The 18,687-nt window shown below is 73.6% G+C and carries 16 protein-coding genes; 5 read left to right on the top strand and 11 right to left on the bottom strand.

Translation table 11 applies throughout. The annotated features are described in order from the left end of the window. Nucleotides 1-32: 32 nt before the first annotated feature. Nucleotides 33-107, bottom strand: coding sequence for a 50S ribosomal protein bL37 (locus H2O74_RS16925; protein WP_155859599.1), 75 nt, complete (start codon nucleotides 105-107; stop codon nucleotides 33-35). Nucleotides 108-218: 111 nt separating this feature from the next. On the opposite strand from H2O74_RS16925, the gene H2O74_RS11460 reads away from it, so the two are divergent. Beyond that, complete coding sequence (locus H2O74_RS11460; RefSeq protein ID WP_182111704.1) at nucleotides 219-1,307, top strand: type IV pilus twitching motility protein PilT; 1,089 nt, start codon at nucleotides 219-221, stop codon at nucleotides 1,305-1,307. A 10-nt stretch (nucleotides 1,308-1,317) separates the two neighbouring features. On the opposite strand, the gene H2O74_RS11455 is transcribed toward H2O74_RS11460, so the two are convergent. Further along, nucleotides 1,318-1,923 carry a GDSL-type esterase/lipase family protein gene (locus tag H2O74_RS11455; protein ID WP_182111703.1) on the bottom strand — a complete coding sequence of 202 codons (606 nt, stop codon included), beginning with the start codon at nucleotides 1,921-1,923 and terminating at the stop codon, nucleotides 1,318-1,320. Between the two features lie 87 nt (nucleotides 1,924-2,010). After that, complete coding sequence (locus H2O74_RS11450) at nucleotides 2,011-2,175, bottom strand: hypothetical protein (protein WP_182111702.1); 165 nt, start codon at nucleotides 2,173-2,175, stop codon at nucleotides 2,011-2,013. A gap of 94 nt (nucleotides 2,176-2,269) precedes the next feature. Between H2O74_RS11450 and H2O74_RS11445 the strand changes: the two genes are divergently transcribed. After that, entirely contained in the window at nucleotides 2,270-3,241 is a 972-nt protein-coding gene (locus tag H2O74_RS11445; RefSeq protein ID WP_182111701.1) for a GlxA family transcriptional regulator, read from the top strand. A gap of 57 nt (nucleotides 3,242-3,298) precedes the next feature. On the opposite strand, the gene H2O74_RS11440 is transcribed toward H2O74_RS11445, so the two are convergent. The 5 genes from H2O74_RS11440 to H2O74_RS11420 form a co-directional block, all read right to left on the bottom strand. Then, nucleotides 3,299-7,159 carry a multifunctional oxoglutarate decarboxylase/oxoglutarate dehydrogenase thiamine pyrophosphate-binding subunit/dihydrolipoyllysine-residue succinyltransferase subunit gene (locus H2O74_RS11440; RefSeq protein WP_182111700.1) on the bottom strand — a complete coding sequence of 1,287 codons (3,861 nt, stop codon included), beginning with the start codon at nucleotides 7,157-7,159 and terminating at the stop codon, nucleotides 3,299-3,301. A gap of 142 nt (nucleotides 7,160-7,301) precedes the next feature. Beyond that, complete coding sequence (locus H2O74_RS11435; RefSeq protein WP_182111699.1) at nucleotides 7,302-8,117, bottom strand: ABC transporter permease; 816 nt, start codon at nucleotides 8,115-8,117, stop codon at nucleotides 7,302-7,304. Further along, nucleotides 8,114-9,058, bottom strand: coding sequence for an ABC transporter ATP-binding protein (locus H2O74_RS11430; RefSeq protein ID WP_182111698.1), 945 nt, complete (start codon nucleotides 9,056-9,058; stop codon nucleotides 8,114-8,116). Before H2O74_RS11430 ends, H2O74_RS11435 begins: the two co-directional genes overlap by 4 nt. 36 nt (nucleotides 9,059-9,094) lie before the next feature. Further along, nucleotides 9,095-10,171, bottom strand: coding sequence for a HAMP domain-containing sensor histidine kinase (locus H2O74_RS11425; RefSeq protein WP_182111697.1), 1,077 nt, complete (start codon nucleotides 10,169-10,171; stop codon nucleotides 9,095-9,097). 1 nt (nucleotide 10,172) lies between these two features. Next, nucleotides 10,173-10,901 (bottom strand): response regulator transcription factor, encoded by a 729-nt coding sequence (locus H2O74_RS11420; protein ID WP_182111696.1) that lies wholly within the window; start codon nucleotides 10,899-10,901, stop codon nucleotides 10,173-10,175. A gap of 137 nt (nucleotides 10,902-11,038) precedes the next feature. Here H2O74_RS11420 and H2O74_RS11415 point away from each other — a divergent pair, with 137 nt between their 5' ends. From H2O74_RS11415 to H2O74_RS11405, 3 genes are all read left to right on the top strand, one after another. Next, nucleotides 11,039-12,358: a hemolysin family protein gene (locus H2O74_RS11415; protein ID WP_182111695.1), complete on the top strand. Its 1,320-nt coding sequence runs from the start codon at nucleotides 11,039-11,041 to the stop codon at nucleotides 12,356-12,358. After that, entirely contained in the window at nucleotides 12,355-13,401 is a 1,047-nt protein-coding gene (locus H2O74_RS11410; RefSeq protein WP_182111694.1) for a hemolysin family protein, read from the top strand. Before H2O74_RS11415 ends, H2O74_RS11410 begins: the two co-directional genes overlap by 4 nt. A 275-nt stretch (nucleotides 13,402-13,676) precedes the next feature. After that, entirely contained in the window at nucleotides 13,677-14,384 is a 708-nt protein-coding gene (locus H2O74_RS11405; protein WP_182111693.1) for a M15 family metallopeptidase, read from the top strand. A gap of 46 nt (nucleotides 14,385-14,430) precedes the next feature. On the opposite strand, the gene H2O74_RS11400 is transcribed toward H2O74_RS11405, so the two are convergent. The 3 genes from H2O74_RS11400 to adhE all read right to left on the bottom strand — a co-directional run bounded on the left by H2O74_RS11400 (nucleotide 14,431) and on the right by adhE (nucleotide 18,636). After that, nucleotides 14,431-15,384 (bottom strand): aldose 1-epimerase family protein, encoded by a 954-nt coding sequence (locus tag H2O74_RS11400; protein WP_255491583.1) that lies wholly within the window; start codon nucleotides 15,382-15,384, stop codon nucleotides 14,431-14,433. Nucleotides 15,385-15,435: 51 nt separating this feature from the next. Further along, nucleotides 15,436-15,882 (bottom strand): hypothetical protein, encoded by a 447-nt coding sequence (locus tag H2O74_RS11395; protein ID WP_182111692.1) that lies wholly within the window; start codon nucleotides 15,880-15,882, stop codon nucleotides 15,436-15,438. A gap of 84 nt (nucleotides 15,883-15,966) precedes the next feature. After that, nucleotides 15,967-18,636, bottom strand: a complete 2,670-nt coding sequence (adhE, locus tag H2O74_RS11390) for a bifunctional acetaldehyde-CoA/alcohol dehydrogenase (RefSeq protein WP_255491582.1) — start codon at nucleotides 18,634-18,636, stop codon at nucleotides 15,967-15,969. Nucleotides 18,637-18,687 lie beyond the last annotated feature (51 nt).

The raw sequence follows: 18,687 nt of genomic DNA, 5'->3' as shown, positions 1-18,687 counted from the left end.
GGTGGGGGCCGGGGCCGCCCACCGCCGACGGCTCAGGCGTTGGGGCGGTTGCCGTGGTTGGCTGCGCTGCCCTTGCGGGAACGGCGCTTGCGTCCGCGCTTGCTCATCGCGTGCTCCTTGCTGTCATTCGCAGGACCCGAACGGGCTCCCGGCGGCCTCCATGGTCCCACACCCACGCGAGGCTCAAGTTCGCGCGCCCGCGATCCGATCCACCTCAGGTGAGTGAAGCGCCGGAGTCCGTCATCCCCCTCCTGCACGCCCTGGTCGCGAGCGACGGCTCGGACCTGCACTGCAAGGTCGGGTCCGCCCCGCGCGTGCGCGTGGACGGGCGCCTGCGGCGTCTCCAGGTACGCGACCTGCGCCCGGCGGACACCGCGCACATGGTCTCCGAGGTGATCCCGCCGGAGATGGTCGACGCCTTCGCGACGTCGCACGAGGCGGACTTCGCCTTCTCCTTGCCCGGCGTGGGCCGGTTCCGCGTCAACGCCTACCAGGCCCGCGGCACGCTCGGCCTCGTCTTCCGGCGGGTGGCGTTCGGTGCCCAGTCGCTCGCCGAGCTCGCGCTGCCCTCCGTGCTGGGCGAGCTCGCGCTGGAGCCGCGCGGCCTGGTGCTCGTCACGGGGCCGACCGGCTCGGGCAAGACGACGACGCTCGCCTCGATGGTGGACCTCGTGAACACCGTCAAGGAGTGCAACATCGTCACGATCGAGGACCCGATCGAGATCCTGCACCCCGACAAGAAGGCGATCGTCTCCCAGCGCGAGGTCCGGTTCGACACGGCCGACTTCACCGTCGCGCTGCGCGCCGCGATGCGTCAGGACCCGGACGTCATCCTGGTGGGGGAGATGCGTGACGTCGAGACGGTGCGCGCGGCCCTGTCGGCGGCCGAGACCGGCCACCTCGTCATGTCGACCCTCCACACGATCGACGCGCAGGAGACCGTCAACCGCGTCGTCGACTTCTTCCCGCCGCACGAGCAGAAGCAGGTGCGCCACGCGCTCGCCCAGGCGCTGCGGGGGATCGTCTCCCAGCGCCTCGTGCGCAAGGCCGACGGCACGGGGCGCGTCGCTGTGGTCGAGGTCCTGGTCAACACGGGACGCACGGCGGACGCGATCGCCGACCCGTACGACGCCCCGCCCCTCCACGACCTGATCAAGGAGGGGGAGTACTACCAGATGCAGACGTTCGACCAGCACCTCTTCCGCCTCGTGCGGGACGGGGTGGTGACCTACGAGGACGCGTGCCTGGTCTCGACCAACCCGCAGGACCTGACGATCGAGCTCCGCGGCGCCGGGGTCGTGCGCTGAGGGCGGTGCCTCAGACGGCGTCCTCGGGCAGGCCGAGCCACCGGAGCCACCCGGTGTGCAGGACCAGCCACGCCATGAGGCCGTAGCCCGCCTGGCCCGGCATCGTGCCGTCCGACGCGGCGAGGTCGGCGAGCCACTGCTCGTGGCGGGCCAGGGGCGTGTACGTGTCGACGTAGGGCACCCGCCGCCGGGCCGCGACGTCGGCGAAGGCCGCCGACAGCTCCGCCTGGCGGTCGGCGTCCAGCCGCGCGCTCGGCGGCGGCCCCACGACGAACGTGGCCAGGCGCTGGGAGTCCGCCACGTCGAGGATGTTCGCCAGGTTCAGCCGGCTGCGCGCCAGCGAGAGGCCGGCCGTCAGGTCGGCGTGGCCGAGGCCGATCACGAGGTGGTGCTGACCCTGCTCGGGCGGGGCGCCGAAGCGGGGCGCCGTCTCCGCCTGCCACCGGCCCGACAGCGCGGTGGTCGTCTCGTACGGGACCGCGAGCGTCAGGACGTGCGGGCGGGGCTCCAGGGGGGTGCGCGCGGCGACGCGTCCCACCCAGCCGAGGGCCTTGGGGTCGCCGGTGCCGGCGACGAGCTCGTCGCCGATCACGCAGATGCGCCGGGCGGGGTTCACCTCTGTCCTCCTGTCAGGTCGGTGCCTGCCAGTCTGGCCGAGGAGCCGCGTCAGTCGGCGCGCGACGCGCGGCAGAGGGTCGACCGCTCAGCCGGGGCGCGGCGCCCAGCGGTCCGACGCCGCCAGGAGGTCGGCCGCGCGCGACCGCGGGGGCGGGCGGTGGCCGTACCCGTCGCGGCGGACGGCGCGCACGACGGCGACGAGGAGCGCCGTGAGCAGGAGGGTCGAGGCGAGGAGCAGCAGCGCGGTCATGGCAGAAAGTCTGCGAGCTAAGAAATCGCGCCACGAGTGGCAGAAGAGCCGTAGTTCGTCGACTTCCGGACACAACCCGTGGGAGGCTGCGGCCATGCTCCGCTCCGTCGCAGCCGTCGTCCTGCCGGGGGTCGCCCCGTTCGAGCTCGGGGTCGTGTGCGAGATCTTCGGCATCGACCGCCGCGACACGGGTGGCCCGGCCTTCGACCTGACGCTGTGCACCCCGGTGCCCGGCGTGGTCCCCACGAAGGTCGGGATGGACCTCGTGATCCGCGACGGCCTCGACGCCGCGGCCGCCGCCGACCTCGTCGTGGTGCCCGCGTACGGCTCCGACCGCGAGGTGCACGAGGACGTGCTCGACGTGCTGCGTGCCGCGGAGCGCCGGGGCGCGTGGCTGCTGAGCGTCTGCAGCGGCGCGTTCGCGCTCGCCCGCGCCGGCCTGCTCGACGGGCGGCGCTGCACCACGCACTGGATGTACGCGGCGCAGCTGGCGCGCGAGCACCCCGCGGCGGTGGTGGACCCGGCCGTGCTGTACGTCGAGGACCGCAGGGTGGTCACCAGCGCCGGGACCGCGGCCGGGATCGACGCCGGCCTGCACCTCGTGCGGCAGGAGCGCGGCGCGGCGGCCGCCGCCGCGATCGCGCGCCGCATGGTGGTCCCGCCGCACCGCGACGGCGGCCAGGCGCAGTACGTCGACCACGCCGTCCCGACGCCCGAGGGCGACCTCGCCCCGCTGCTCGCCTGGGTGGAGCAGCACCTCGACGAGGAGATCACGGTGCCCGGCCTCGCACGCCGGGCGCAGATGTCCGAGCGCACGTTCGCGCGCCGGTTCCGCGCCGCGACGGGCACGACGCCGGCGTCGTGGACCGCCCGGCAGCGCCTCCTGCGGGCCCAGGAGCTGCTCGAGCGCACCGACCTCGCGATCGAGGAGGTCGGCCGTCGCGCCGGCTTCGGGGGGGCGGCGGGTATGCGGCACCACTTCGCCCGCGAGCTCGGCACGACGCCGGCCGCCTACCGGCGGACCTTCGGCACGCGGACCGCCGCGGAGCGCGACCGAGCGTCCTGACGCGGGCGCAGCGACGACGACGGCGGGCGCCCCGTCGGGCACCCGCCGTCGTCCTGCTCAGCGTGCGAAGGCCTCCTGGACCAGGGCCGCCTGCTCGCTCGCGTGCTTCTTGCTCGAACCGGCGGCCGGGGAGGCCGACGCGGGCCGCGAGACGCGCCGTGCCGGGCGCCCGAGGACCTCCTCGAGCTGGGGCGCCAGGAAGGTCCAGGCACCCTGGTTGGCCGGCTCCTCCTGGACCCAGACGACCTCGGCGTCGCCGAACGGCCGCACGGCCTCGGCGAGCGCCGCCCCCTCGAGCGGGTAGAGCTGCTCGAGGCGCACGATCGCGGTGCGGTCGTCCTCGGCCTTGACCCGCTGCGCGAGCAGGTCGTAGTAGACCTTGCCCGAGCACAGCAGGACGCGGTCCACGCGGCCCGGGTCGCCGAGGTGCTCCTCGCCGACGACGGGACGGAACGTGCCCGACGTGAAGTCCTCCACGGCCGAGGCGGCGGCCTTGAGCCGCAGCATCGACTTGGGCGTCGCCACGACGAGCGGGCGCCGCGGGCGGTCGTACGCCTGGCGGCGCAGCAGGTGGAAGTAGGACGCCGGCGTGCTCGGCGCCGCGACGGTCATGTTGTCCTCGGCGCACAGCTGCAGGAACCGCTCGATGCGGGCGGACGAGTGGTCGGGGCCCTGGCCCTCGAACCCGTGGGGGAGCAGCAGCACCACGGAGGACCGCTGACCCCACTTCTGCTCCGCGGACGAGATGAACTCGTCGATGATCGTCTGCGCGCCGTTGACGAAGTCCCCGAACTGGGCCTCCCAGAGCACCAGGGCGTCCGGGCGCTCGACGGAGTAGCCGTACTCGAAGCCGAGCGCGGCGAACTCCGAGAGCGAGGAGTCGTAGACCCAGAACTTCGCCTGGTCGCTCGAGAGGTAGACGAGCGGCGTCCACTCGGCGCCGGTCCGGCGGTCGTGCAGCACCGCGTGGCGCTGCACGAAGGTGCCGCGACGCGAGTCCTGCCCGGCGAGCCGGACGGGCGTGCCCTCGAGCAGCAGGGAGCCGAAGGCGAGCAGCTCGCCGAAGCCCCAGTCGATGCCGCCCTCGCGGGACATCTGCTCCCGCTTGTTGAGCAGCTGCTCGAGCTTGGGGTGCACCGTGAACCCGGCGGGCGGGCGGACGTGGGCCCGCCCGATGCGGTGCAGCACCTCGACGTCGACAGCGGTGCGCCAGCCGACCATGCGCCCGGCGTCCTCGAGCTGCGACTCGGGCTTCTCCAGGCCCGACACCGGCTCGGTCGAGGCGGCCGGGGTGTAGGCGCCGTCCCGCGTCTCGGTGAAGACGCGCTCGAGCTGGCTCTGGTAGTCCTGCAGCACCTGCGACGCCTCGTCCACCGTGATGTCGCCGCGGCTGACGAGCGACTCGGTGTAGAGCTTGCGGGCGGACCGCTTGCCCTCGATGAGGTTGTACATGAGCGGCTGCGTCATCGAGGGGTCGTCACCCTCGTTGTGGCCGCGCCGGCGGTAGCAGATCATGTCGATGATCACGTCGCGGTCGAACTGCTCGCGGTACTCGAACGCGAGCTCGGCCACCCGCACGCACGCCTCGGGGTCGTCCCCGTTGACGTGGAAGATCGGGACCTGCAGGCCCTTGGCCACGTCGGTGGCGTACTGGGACGAGCGGGACGAGGAGGGCCCGGTCGTGAACCCGACCTGGTTGTTGACGATGACGTGGATGGTGCCGCCGGTGCGGTACCCGCGCAGCTGCGCCAGGTTCAGCGTCTCGACGACCACGCCCTGGCCCGCGAACGCCGCGTCGCCGTGGATGAGGATCGGCAGCACGGAGAAGCCGTCGCCGCCCAGGTCGATGCGGTCCTGCTTGGCCCGCACGATGCCCTCGAGGACCGGGTCGACGGCCTCGAGGTGCGACGGGTTGGCCGCGAGGTACACCTTGGTCGTGGCGCCGGACTCGGCGGTGAAGGTGCCCTCGGTGCCGAGGTGGTACTTCACGTCGCCCGAGCCCTGGACGCTCTTGGGGTCCTGGTTGCCCTCGAACTCCGCGAAGATCTGCCCGTAGCTCTTGCCGGCGAGGTTGGCGAGCACGTTCAGCCGGCCGCGGTGCGACATGCCGACGCAGACCTCGTCCAGCCCGTTCTCGGCGGCGCGCGACAGCACGGCGTCGAGCAGCGGGATGAGCGACTCGCCGCCCTCGAGGGAGAAGCGCTTCTGCCCGACGAACTTCGTCTGCAGGAACGTCTCGAACGCCTCGGCGGCGTTGAGCCGGCGCAGGATCCGCAGCTGGTCCTCCCGCGGCGTGCGGGCGTAGCCGGACTCGAGCCGCTCCTGGAGCCAGCGCCGCTGCCGCGGGTCCTGCAGGTGCATGTACTCGACGCCGATGGTCCGGCAGTACGAGTCGCGCAGCAGGCCGAGGATGTCGCGCAGGGTCGCCTTGGGCTTGCCGGTGAAGCCGGCCGTCGGGAACACCCGGTCCAGGTCCCACAGCGTCAGGCCGTGGCTCTGGATGTCCAGGTCGGGGTGCTTGCGCTGGCGGTAGGCCAGCGGGTCCGTCTCGGCCAGGAGGTGCCCACGTGAGCGGTGGGCGTGGATGAGCTCGGCGATGCGCGCGGGCTTGGCGAGCTCGGTGTCCTGGTCGACGGTGTTGTCGCGCACCCAGCGGACGGGCTCGTACGGCACCCGCATCGCGGTGAAGACGCGGTCGTAGAACCCGCCCTCGCCGAGGAGCTTCGCGCCGACGATCCGCAGGAAGTCGCCGGACTGCGCGCCCTGGATGATGCGGTGGTCGTACGTCGACGTCAGCGTGAGCACCTTGGACACGCCGAGGCGCGCCAGCTGCTCGTCGGAGGCGCCCTGGAACTCGGCCGGGTAGTCCATGGCCCCGACGCCGATGATCGTGCCCTGCCCGGTCATGAGGCGCGGCACGGAGTGCACCGTCCCGAGCGTGCCCGGGTTCGTCAGCGAGATCGTCGTGCCCGCGAAGTCCTCGACCGTGAGCTTGTTCTGACGCGCACGGCGGACGACGTCCTCGTACGCGGCGACGAACTGCCCGAAGTCCATGCGGTCCGCGCCCTTGATGGCCGGCACGAGCAGCTGGCGGGTGCCGTCCGGCTTGGCGAGGTCGATCGCGAGCCCGAAGTTCACGGCGCCCGGGCGCTTGATCCCCGGCTTGCCGTCGATCTCGGCGTAGGCGGCGTTCATCGCCGGCATGTCGCCGAGCGCCTCGACGACGGCCCACCCGATGAGGTGGGTGAAGGAGACCTTGCCGCCGCGGCTGCGCGCGAGGTGGTTGTTGATGACGATGCGGTTGTCGACCATGAGCTTGGCCGGCACCGCGCGCACCGAGGTCGCCGTCGGGACCTCGAGGCTGGCCTCCATGTTCACCACGACGCGCGCGGCCGGGCCGCGCAGCTTCTCCACGGTGGCCTCGGGCGGCGCCTCGGGCGCGTTCGGCTTCGCCGCCGCGACGGCGGCGTACGGGGCCGTCGCAGGGGTGGCCGACGCCTCGGGGGGCGTCGTCGGCTCGGCGTCGGGCTCCCGGGGGGTGCGCGAGGTCGCCTGGGCCGGCGAGCGCTTGGCCTGCGGCGCCGGCGCCGGACGCTCGTCGGCCGTCGTCGGCGCGGGCGTCGGGCTCTCCGCGTCGTCGGACCCGGCACGCCGCGCGGGCGCGGCGCCGTTGCGCCCGGAGGACGCCTCGGGCGCCTCGCGCCGCGTGGCCGCACCGTCGGCGCCGTCCGACGCCGCGGGCCGCTGCCCGTCGGGCGCCGGTTGGTCACCCCGTGGGCGGTAGTCCTCGAAGAAGTCCCACCACGCCGGGTCGACGGCGTCCTTGTCGGTCAGGTACTGCTCGTAGAGCTCGTCCACCAGCCACTGGTTGGCACCGAACGCTGCGCGCACGGCATCGTGCTCCGCCTTCTGGGACACGCCAGGATCGCCCACTTCCGCCACGGGACCTCAGACCGTTGACACCGGTCATCTCGGCATCCACCCTAGGCGATTTCCGCGAGCCCGGCCGTCAGCCGCGCGCGGGGCGGCCCCATCGGGGACGTGACGTCCGCCCCACTCGTCAGGTGATGTCCCTGCGGAAGGCGGTGAACCGGCCCAGGACGGCGAAGGCGAGGCCGTAGGCGACCAGCGCCAGGAGCCCCTGCCACCAGGGGACCAGGTCGCTGATGCCGCTGGCCGCGTAGAAGCTCGATCCGGTCACCGCCTCGCCCGCCGCTCCGGGCAGCCAGCGCACCACGCCCTCCGTCGGCTCGAAGGCCCCCAGGAACAGGCGGAGCATCGGCTCGACGAACTGCGTGAAGGCGAGCAGCACGACGATGGCGGCGACCTGGTTGGTCAGTGCCGCGCCGAAGCCGACGCCGACCATCGCCCAGACCGCGAGCACCAGGACCGAGCGGCCGAGCGTGAGCAGCACGTCGGGATCGCCGAGGAGTGTCGGCTCGCCCCGCAGCGCGAGCACCGCGGCGCCCGTCGCCACCGTCGCCCCGGTGCCCACGAGGCCGAACACCGCACCGACCGGCAGGCTCGCGAGGAGCTTCGCGCCGAGGACGAGCGAGCGGCGGGGCTCGGTCAGCAGGGTCGGCGTGATGGTCATGTGCCGGAACTCGTTGGTCACGGCGAGCGCGCCGACGATCACGGGGAAGACGTACCCGACCGACGGGGCGAGCGTGTAGACGGTCTGCACGAGGTCCGCGGCCGGTAGCTCCGGGGTCGGCTCACCGGTCATGCCGGCGCCGGCCGCGCCGTCGCCGAGCGTGAGGACGAAGGCCATGAACCCGCCGAGGAACGCCATGTAGAACGCCATGCAGAGCAGCAGGACCCACCACATCCGGGTGGTGACGAGCTTGCGGTACTCGGTCTTGAGCGCGGCGATCACGCGGCACCCCTCTCGGTCGTCGGACCGGTGGTCAGCTGGAGGAAGAGGTCCTCGAGGCCGACGTCGCGCGCACTGAGCTCGTGGAGCTCGACGCCCGCCGCGAAGGCGGCGGCGCCCACGGTGGCCGGGTCGACGTCGTCGAGCAGCAGCGTGCCCGGTGCGGGCCCGGGCTCGGCCGCGACGCCGAGGCGGTCGGCGAGCCGGCGCAGGCCGTCGACGTCGGGCGAGGCGACGCGCACGGTGCGCCGCGCGAGGCGGGCGAGCTCGGCCAGCGGCGAGGCGTGCACCAGGCGGCCGCGGGCGATGATGACGACGTCGTCGACCGTCTGCTGGACCTCGGAGAGCACGTGGCTCGAGACGAGGACGGTGCGGCCCTCGCCGGCGAGGTGGCGCAGGAAGGAGCGCAGCCACGCGATGCCCTCGGGGTCGAGGCCGTTGGCCGGCTCGTCGAGCACGAGGACCTGCGGGTCGCCCAGCAGGGTCGTGGCCAGGCCGAGGCGCTGGCGCATGCCGAGGGAGAACCCGCCCGCGCGGCGCCGGGCGACCGCACCGAGGCCGACGATGTCCAGGACCTCGTCGCACCGGGAGTCCGGCACGCCGACCTGCGGCGCGAGCACCCGCAGGTGGTCGCGCGCGGTCCGGCCGGGGTGGAAGCTCGCGGCCTCCAGGGCCGCGCCGACGACCCGCGCCGGGCGGGGGAGGGTGGCGTACGTGCCGCCCGAGATCGTCGCGCTGCCGGCCGACGGGCGGACGAGCCCGAGGAGCATCCGCAGCGTCGTCGTCTTGCCCGCGCCGTTGGGCCCGAGGAAGCCGGTCACCCGCCCGGGGTGCACGTCGAAGGTCAGGTCGTCCACGGCGAGGACCGACCCGAACCGCTTGGTGAGGTTCCGGACCGAGACGACGCCCTGCTCGCCCGGGGGCGCGGTCGCTGCGTGTGTCATGTCCATCACCCTATTGTTCCAACGGGACTAGAACAACTATCGGGGCGTGGGCTGCCGCTTCGCCGGCAGCGTCACGCGCATCACGCAGCCCTTCGCCGAGTCGGCGACGTGCACCGTGCCGCCGTGGAGCTGGACCGCCCAGCGCACGATCGCCAGGCCCAGGCCCGTGCCGCCGGTGCTCTCGCTCCCGGTCTGCGCGGGGGCGTTGCCGCGGCTGAACCGTACGAAGACCTGCTCGCGGTCGCCCCGCGGGATGCCCGGGCCCTCGTCCGCGACGTCGATCACCACCGACCCGCCGGAGCGCCCCGCCGCCACCGTGATGCGGCCGCCGACGGGGGAGTGCCGGACCGCGTTGTGCAGGAGGTTGGCCACGACCTGGTGCAGCCGCTCGGCGTCGGCGGGGACCGTCAGGCCCGCCGGGTGGACCACCGTCTCGAGCCGCAGCTGCTTCTCGGCGGCGAGCGGCTCCGCGGCGGCCACGGCGTCGCGCAGGAAGTCCTCCAGCGGCACGTCGTCGACGTCCAGGCCCACGGCGCCCGCCTCGATGCGGGACAGGTCGAGCAGGTAGGCGACGAGCCGCCCGAGCCGCTCGGTCTGGGTCAGCGCGGCCTGGAGCGCCTCGGGGTCGGGCTCGCTGACGCCGTCGACCATGTTCTCGAGCTGCGCGCGCAGCGCCGTCACCGGCGTCCGCAGCTCGTGGGAGACGTTGGCCACCATCTCGCGGCGCAGCACGTCGACGTGCTCGAGGTCGCGCGCCATGGTGTTGAACGCCTCGGCGAGCTGGCCGACCTCGTCGCGGCTGGTGGCGCGCACGCGCTGGGAGTAGTCGCCGCCGGCCATCGCGCGGGCGGCGGCCGTCATCTCCCGCAGCGGCGACGTCATGCCGCGCGCGAGGACCTGCACGGCCAGCAGGGCGACCACGACGGCCAGCGGGAGGGTCCGCGTCGGGCCGAGGTGGTTGTAGAGCCCGAGCCAGGTGATGAAGGCGGCCACCACGACGCTCGCCGCGACGAGGACGCCCAGCTTGATCTTGATCGTCGAGAGCCGGTCCAGCGGCCGGACGTCCGGCAGCCGGCCGCGTCCGGGGTGCCCGACGTGGCGTGGTGTCGGCACGTCAGCCGCTCGTGGGTCGGCCGGTCGGCTCGAACGCGTAGCCCACGCCGTGCACGGTGCGGATGAGGTCCGGTCCGAGCTTGCGACGCAGGGCCTTGACGTGCGAGTCGACGGTGCGGGTCCCCGACGCGTCGACCCAGTCCCACACCTCCGCGAGGAGGCGCTCGCGGGTCAGGACCGTGCGGGGGGTCCGGGCGAGCGTCACCAGCAGGTCGAACTCCGTGGGTGTCAGGTGCACGACCTCGCCGTCGCGCGAGACCCGGCGCTGCGCCCGGTCGATGACGACGTCGCCCACCACGATGGCCGGTTCCGCGGGCGCCTGCTCGGCGAGCTGGGTCGCCCGGTCGACGCGGCGCAGCAGCGCCTTGGTGCGCGCCACGAGCTCGCGCATCGAGAACGGCTTGGTCATGTAGTCGTCGGCGCCGACGCCGAGGCCCACCAGCATGTCCGTCTCGTCGTCGCGCGCGGTGAGCATGATCACCGGCACGGGGCGCTCGCGCTGGATCCGGCGGCACACCTCGAGCCCGTCGAGCCCCGGGAGCATGACGTCCAGCACGACGACGTCCGGGTTCAGGCGCGCCGCCGCGGCGACACCGCTCGGGCCGTCGCCCGCGATCTCGACGCGCCAGCCCTCGGCGGTCATCCGGTGCGCGATGGCGGTGGCGATGGCCGGCTCGTCCTCGACGACGAGGACGGTCACGGGGTCGGCGTCGGGCCTGCTGGCTGCCATGGGGCCTAGCGTGGCACACGCCGTTATGCTGACCGCACGATGACGAGCTCAAGTCCGAGCCGGCCCTGGGTCGCCCCCGGTGCCGGCTCCTCCCGACTCCGCCCGCCCCTCGCGACGCACCCCGCCCGGCGCCCACGGTGACCGAGTGGTTGCTCGTCCTGCTCGGCGTCGCCCTCACGGCCGGCACCGCGGTCTTCGTCGCCGCCGAGTTCGCGCTCGTGACGCTCGACCCGGCGCTCGTGGACCAGGAGGTCCAGCGGACCCCCGACCGGCGCTCGCGGTCGGTCCGCCGCGCGCTCGCCGAGCTGTCGACCCAGCTGTCGGGCGCCCAGGTCGGCATCACGGTCACGACCATCCTGCTCGGGTACACGACGCAGCCGGCGATCACCGACCTGCTCGCGGGCGCCCTGGGGCGCAACCCGCGGACCGAGGGGATCGCGACGGCGCTCGCGGCCGTCGGGGCGATCCTCCTCGTCAACGGGTTCTCCATGCTCTTCGGCGAGCTCGTCCCCAAGAACCTCGCGCTGAGCCGGCCGCTGGCGACCGCACGCGCCGTCGCGCCGCTGCAGCGCGGCTTCACCACGGCCCTGCGGCCGGTGATCGTGGTGCTCAACGACAGCGCCAACGGCCTGCTGCGCCGCATGGGCGTGGAGCCGCGCGAGGAGCTCTCGGGCGGGCGGTCGGCCCAGGAGCTCGCCTCGCTCGTCCGGCGGTCGGCGGAGGTCGGCACGCTCGACGAGGGCACCGCCACGCTCCTGACGAACTCGATCGAGCTCGACACGCTCACGGCCGTCGACGTGATGACAGACCGCACGCGCATGGAGGTCGTCCGGCGCGACCACACGGCGGCCGACGTGGTGGCCCGCGCCCGGGCGACCGGGCACTCGCGCTTCCCCGTGATCGACACCTCGCACGACGACGTCGTCGGGCTGGTGCACCTGCGCCGCGCGATCGCCGTCCCGTACGACCGGCGCGCCGACGTGCCCGCCGCCGCCCTCATGGACGACGCGCCGCGCGTGCCGGAGACCGTGCGCCTGGGTCCGCTGCTGGTCGAGCTCCGTGAGCACGGCATGCAGATGGCCGTCGTCGTCGACGAGTACGGCGGGACGGCGGGTGTCGTGACGCTCGAGGACGTCGTCGAGGAGCTCGTCGGCGAGGTGGCGGACGAGCACGACCCGCGCCGCGCGGGCGTGCACCGCACGGCCGACGACTCGTGGAGCGTCCCGGGCCTGCTGCGGCCGGACGAGCTCGAGGAGGCGACCGGCGTCGTCGTGCCGGACGAGGGGGCGTACGAGACGCTCGGCGGCCTGGTCATGGCGCTCCTGGGCCGCGTGCCCCACGCGGGCGACGTCGTGCAGGTGCCAGGGGTGCTGCTGCAGGTCGAGCAGATGGACGGCCGGCGCGTCGAGCGGCTGCGCGTGCGCCCGCACGCCCCGGCGGACGGGGCCGGCGCATGAGCACCGGTGTCGCGATCACGCTCGGGATCGTCCTGCTCGCGGCCAACGCGTTCTTCGTCGGGGCGGAGTTCGCCATCATCTCGGCCCGCCGCAGCGCGATCGAGCCGCTCGCGCAGGCGGGGTCCCGCCGCGCCCGCGTCGTGCTGTGGGCCATGGAGCACGTCTCCCTCATGCTGGCGTGCGCGCAGCTCGGCATCACGGTCTGCTCGACGTCGCTCGGCGTCGTCGCCGAGCCCGCCCTCGCGCACCTGCTGGAGGTCCCGTTCGCGGCCGTCGGCCTGCCGGCGGCCGCGGTGCACCCCGCGGCCTTCGTCGTGGCGCTCCTCGTGGTCGTCTACCTGCACGTCGTCCTCGGCGAGATGGTGCCGAAGAACCTCGCCGTGGCCGGCCCGGACCGCGCCGTGATGTGGTTCGGCCCGCCGCTCGTGTGGGTCGCGCGCGTCGTGGGACCGGTGATCACCGCGCTCAACTGGCTCGCGAACCACATCCTGCGGCTGTTCGGCGTCGAGCCCAAGGACGAGGTCGCCTCGGCGTTCACGGCGCAGGAGGTCCAGTCGATCGTCGAGCGCTCCCAGGCGGAGGGTCTGCTCGTCGACGCCCAGGGGCTGCTGACCGGGGCCATCGAGTTCAGCGACCGCACGGCGGCGGACGTCATGGTGCCCGTGGCGGACCTGGTGCAGGTGCCGCGCGGCTGCTCCGTGGCGGACGTCGAGCGGCTCGTCGCGCGCACGGGCTTCAGTCGGTTCGTCGTCACCGGCGAGGGCGGGCAGCCCGTCGGCTACCTGCACCTCAAGGACGTCCTGTACGCCGGACCGGGGGAGCGGGACCTGCCCGTGCCCGAGTGGCGCGTGCGCGCGCTCGCCGAGGTCCGTCCGGCGGACGAGGTCGAGGACGCGCTCGCGGCCATGCAGCGCACGGGCACGCACCTGGCGCGCGTCGTGGCCGCCGACGGGTCGGTGGTGGGCGTCGTCTTCCTGGAGGACATCCTCGAGGAGCTCGTGGGCGAGGTCCGGGACGCGATGCAGCGCGGTCAGCTCCACTGAGCCCGGGGTGGGTGGCCAGGGACCAAGGGCCGCTTGGAACCTCGAGACCGAACCGTTACTGTCGGGTCATCACCTCGCCCGCCGGGTCCCCCACGATCTCCGGCCCGGCGAGGTCGCGCTCCCACCGCATCTGCGTCCGGGGCGTGCCGTGTTCCGAGCCCGGAGGTGTCGTGCAGCCAGCGCAGGCAAGTTCGCCGGCGGCGTCCACGACCCCGGTGGCCTCGCGTCGCGCGCGGCGTGCGGCGCGGCCGGCACGGCGCGTCGACCGCGCGGCGATGCGTCGCGTCCTGCCGCGTGCCGGCGTCCTGACGGCGCTCGCCGCGGTGACGATCGCCGTCCCGCTCGCCTCGCACGTCTCGCCGACGGCGACCGTGGCCGCCGAGGCCGTCACCGTCGCCGAGCCGGGCTACCCGACCGCGCTCGAGGTCCTCGCCGGCGGGGACCAGCCCACGACCGCGACGTCGGTGCTGGCGGCCGTGCGCGGCGCGGACCGCTCAACCCTCGCGGCGAGCCGGTCGTATGAGCGCGAGCCGCTGCCCGGGTGCGACGGCGAGACGCGTCCCACGGGCTCCAACGGCCTCATCCCGGCGTCGGACATGTGCTCGCTGTGGGTCTCCGGCCACCTGCTGCGGGGCGACGCCGCCGTCGCGCTCGCCGAGCTCAACGTGAACTTCCGCGCCGCCTTCGGTCGCGACCTGTGCCTCACGGACTCCTACCGCTCGCTGGCCGACCAGCGGCGCGTCGCGGCGATCAAGCCCGGCCTCGCGGCCTCGCCGGGGACGTCCAACCACGGCTGGGGCCTGGCGATCGACCTGTGCACGTCCGAGACCCGCTCGTCGCAGGTCTTCTCGTGGCTCCAGAGCAACGGGCCCACGTTCGGCTGGGACAACCCGGAGTGGGCCCGCAAGGGCGGCTCGGGGGCGTTCGAGCCGTGGCACTGGGAGTTCGTCCCCGGCACGGCGGAGATGGGCACCAACTACTGACGTCGCGCCCCGCGGGGCACGACGTCGTGCGGACAGCCGCCGCTGCTCAGAGCAGCGTGGCGCCCCAGGTCACCTCGTGGCTCTCGCCCGGCGCGAGGTGCACCAGCCGGTCGCCCGTGCGGAACGCGTCGGCGATGCAGCTCATCGGCTCCGCCGCGACGCCGGTCCGGCGCACGGACTCCGGGCTGATGTGGTCGCCGGTGCAGATCTGCCACGCGTCCATGGACTCGTCCATCCAGACGGCGGCCGTCCGGCCGTCCGGGGCGGCGACCTGGATCCACGAGAGGCCCTGCTCGTCGCGGATCACGTCGAGGTAGGCGTCGTCGAGGTCCAGCCCGCGCAGGGACCGCGGCTCGCGCAGGTCGTACTCGCCGCTGACCGGCTCGGTGCCCGTGGGCAGCAGGCGGTCGTCGACCGTCACGCGGGTCGCGGCGTCCAGCCGGACGGTGCACTCGTCGAGGGAGGCGGCGCCGGGGGACAGCCACGGGTGGAAGCCCACCCCGTAGGGCGCGGTCCGCGTCCCGAGGTTGGTCGCGGTCGTCTGCACGTGCAGCCCGGCCGCCGTGAGGCGGTAGGTGACCCGGAGCAGCAGGTCGAACGGGTAGCCGGGGCTGGGCGCGAGCCGCAGGCGCAGGGTCGCGGCATGACCGGCGGCGTGCGCCTCGTCGACGTTGCCGAGCACCTCCCAGCGCTGCCACATGACCAGGCCGTGCAGGGCGGTGGAGAGCGCGGGCTCGGTGATGTCGAGCTGGAGCTCCTCGCCGTCGACCGTGTAGCGGCCGTCGCGGATGCGGTTGGGCCAGGGCGCGAGGATCGCCCCGTGGCCGGCGGGGGCCACCTCGTCCGCGCCGAACGGCGTGAAGACGTCACGCCCGCCGACGGCGTACCGGCGCACCTTGGCGCCGACGTCGGTGAGGGTCACCTCCTGGTCGTCGAGGACCAGCTCGACCTGGTGACCGGACAGGGGGGACGGGCGCGTGGCAGCGCTGGCGAGACTCACCCGGCCACGCTAGCGGAGCCCGCCTCGGTCGCGCACCGGGCGGGCCCGCGATCAGGCCAGGTCCTCGCGCAGCGACTCGATCTCGGCCCGGAGCGTCTCGAGCGCGGCCTCGACGGCGGGGCCCGCGTCCGCCGCGGCCTCGTCCAGGTGGTGCTCGGCCTCGTCGAGCGCCTCGACCACGTCCGCCTCGTCCGCCGCGGTCCGCGCCCGGTCCATCGCGTCGCCGGCGGCCGCCACCGCCTCGTCCACGCGGGCCCGCGTGTCCTCGTCCAGGGTCGCCTCGTCGAGGGTCTGCTCGAGGTCCTCGAGCGAGCGGCGGGCGCCGTCGACGCCCTCCTGGACGTCGTCGCCGAGGCGCTCGACGTCGACGTCGGGCAGGTCCTCGGTCGCGCTGCAGCCGGTCAGGGCGCCACCGGCCAGCACGGCGGCGAGGGCGGCGGCAGCAGCCCGGGAGAGCAGGGGGCGGCGCGCTGCGTGGGTGACGGGGGTCGTGCGCACGGTGTCCTCCGAGGGTCTGGGGAGGTCCAGTGTGCCCCGGCAGGGGTGTGCCCGCCCGCGCGACCGGGCGGGCACACCGGCGGGTCAGGCCTCGGAGCGCACCTCCTCCTGGGCGGAGGGCTCCGTCGTGCCTGCCTCCGTGCGCCGTGAGCGCACGTCCTGCAGCGACGTCCCGTAGTACGCCGCGGTCATGAGGTCCTTCATGTCGGCCAGCATCGGCATCCGCGGGTTCGCGGGCGCGCACTGGTCCTCGTAGGAGCGCATCGCCAGGTCGTCCAGCTTGCTCATGAACGCCTGCTCGGACACGCCCTGCGCCGCGAACGACGAGGGGATGCCGACCGCGTCGCGCAGCCGCTCGACCGCCCGGGCGTAGGACTCCACGCCCTCCGCCGGCGTCGAGGCCGGCAGCCCCAGCGTCTTGGCGATCTCCTGGAACCGCTCCGGGGCGACGTAGTGCTCGTACTTCGGCCAGCTCGTGAGCTTGGTCGGCACCGTGCCGTTGTAGCGGATCACGTGCGGCAGGAGCGTCGCGTTGGTCCGGCCGTGGACGAGGTGGAAGGTGGAGCCGATGGTGTGCGCCATCGAGTGCACGATGCCCAGGAAGGCGTTGCCGAACGCCATGCCCGCGATCGTGCCGGCGTTGTGCATCTTCTCCCGGGCGACCACCGCCGCCTCGCCGCCCGTCACGGACGCCTCGAGGTTCTCGAAGATCAGGCGGATCGCCTGCAGCGCCATGCCGTCCGTGAAGTCGTTCGCGTAGACCGAGACGTACGCCTCCGTCGCGTGCGTCAGCGCGTCGAAGCCGGAGTCGGCCGCGAGCGAGGCCGGCATCTTGCCCGTGAGCGCGGGGTCGATGATCGCGACGGTCGGCGTGAGCGCGTAGTCCGCGAGCGGGTACTTGACGCCCGTCTTCTGGTCCGTGATCACCGCGAACGGCGTCACCTCCGCGCCCGTGCCCGACGTCGTCGGGATGCAGACGAGCTTGGCGCGCTCGCCCAGCGTCGGGAACTTGAAGGCACGCTTACGGACGTCGAAGAACTTCTCGCGCATGTCCGCGAACACGATCTCCGGGTGCTCGTAGCGCAGCCACATGACCTTCGCGGCGTCCATGGGGGAGCCGCCACCGAGCGCGATGATCGTGTCCGGGTTGAAGTGGCGCATCGCCTCCGCGCCCCGGTCGACCGTCGCGATGCTGGGCTCGGGCTCGATGTCGTCCAGGATCTGCAGCGCGATCTTCTCCGGGCGACGACCGAGCACGTCCAGGACCTTGTCCACGAACCCGAGCTTGGTCATCGTCGCGTCGGTCACGATGGTGACGCGGTGCACGTCCGGCATGTCGGCCAGGTAGCGGATGGCGTTCGGCTCGAAGTACGTCTTGGCCGGGACCTTGAACCACTGCAGGTTGTTGTTGCGACGGCCGATCCGCTTGATGTTCACGAGGTTGACCGCCGAGACGTTGTTCGAGACGGAGTTGGCGCCGTACGAGCCGCAGCCGAGCGTGAGGGACGGGATGAACGCGTTGTAGATGTCGCCGATGCCACCGAGCGACGACGGCGAGTTCCAGATGATGCGGATCGCCTTGACGCGGCTGCCGAACTCCTCCGAGAGCTCCTTGTCCTCGGTGTGGATCGCGGCGCTGTGCCCGAGACCGTCGAACTCGACCATCTGCTCGGCGAGGCGGATGCCGTGCTCGCGCGAGTCGGCGCGCAGGACCGCCAGGACCGGGCAGAGCTTCTCGCGCGTGAGCGGCTCGGCGGGACCGACCTGACCGACCTCGGCCAGGATGATCGAGGTCTCCTCGGGCACCGTGAACCCGGCCTGCTGGGCGATCCACTGCGGGCTCTGCCCGACGACGGAGGCGTTGAGCTTGGCGCCGCCGCAGTTGGCCGAGTCCGCCTCGACGCCGAAGATGAAGCGCTCGAGCATGGCCTTCTCGGCCGGCGTGGCGCGGTAGGCGTGCAGGATGTCGAACTCGGCCATGGCGGCGTCGTAGATCTCCGCGTCGAGGATGACGGCCTGCTCCGAGGCGCACACCATGCCGTTGTCGAACGCCTTGGACAGCACGACGTCGTTGACGGCGCGCTTGAGCTTGGCCGTCGCCTCGATGTAGGCGGGCACGTTGCCGGCGCCGACGCCGAGCGCGGGCTTGCCGCACGAGTACGCGGCCTTGACCATCGCGTTGCCGCCCGTGGCGAGGATCAGCGCCACGCCGGGGTGGTTCATGAGCTCGTGGGTCGCGGCGATCGACGGCTCGGAGACCCACTGGATGCAGTGCTCCGGGGCGCCGGCCGCGACGGCGGCGTCGCGCACCACGCGGGCCGCCGCGACGGAGGACTCCTGCGCGGAGGGGTGGAACGCGAAGATGATCGGGTTGCGCGTCTTCAGCGCCACGAGCGCCTTGAAGATCGCCGTCGACGTCGGGTTGGTCACCGGCGTGATGCCGGCGACGACGCCCACGGGCTCGGCGATCTCCACGATGCCGTGGAGGTCGTCGCGCGAGACGATGCCGACCGTCTTGAGCTCGGCCATCGAGTTGGTGACGTGCTCGCACGCGAAGATGTTCTTCACGGCCTTGTCCTCGAACACGCCGCGGCGGGTCTCGGCGACCGCGTGGCGCGCGAGCTCGCCGTGCTGGTTCAGCGCGGCGACCGACGCCTTCTTCACGATGTGGTCGACGTCGGCCTGGGTGAACGACGCGTACTGCGCGAGCGCCTTGGTGGCGCCGGCGACGAGGGCGTCGATCGGGGACGCCACGGCGCGGGGCGCAGCGTCAGGCTCAGGGGCGGGACGGGGTGCGGAGCGAGC

This window comes from Actinotalea sp. JY-7876, from assembly GCF_014042015.1.
GTDB lineage: Bacteria > Actinomycetota > Actinomycetes > Actinomycetales > Cellulomonadaceae > Actinotalea.
Note: the sequence above shows the minus strand (reverse complement) of the source record. Positions and strands in the feature narration are given on the sequence as shown.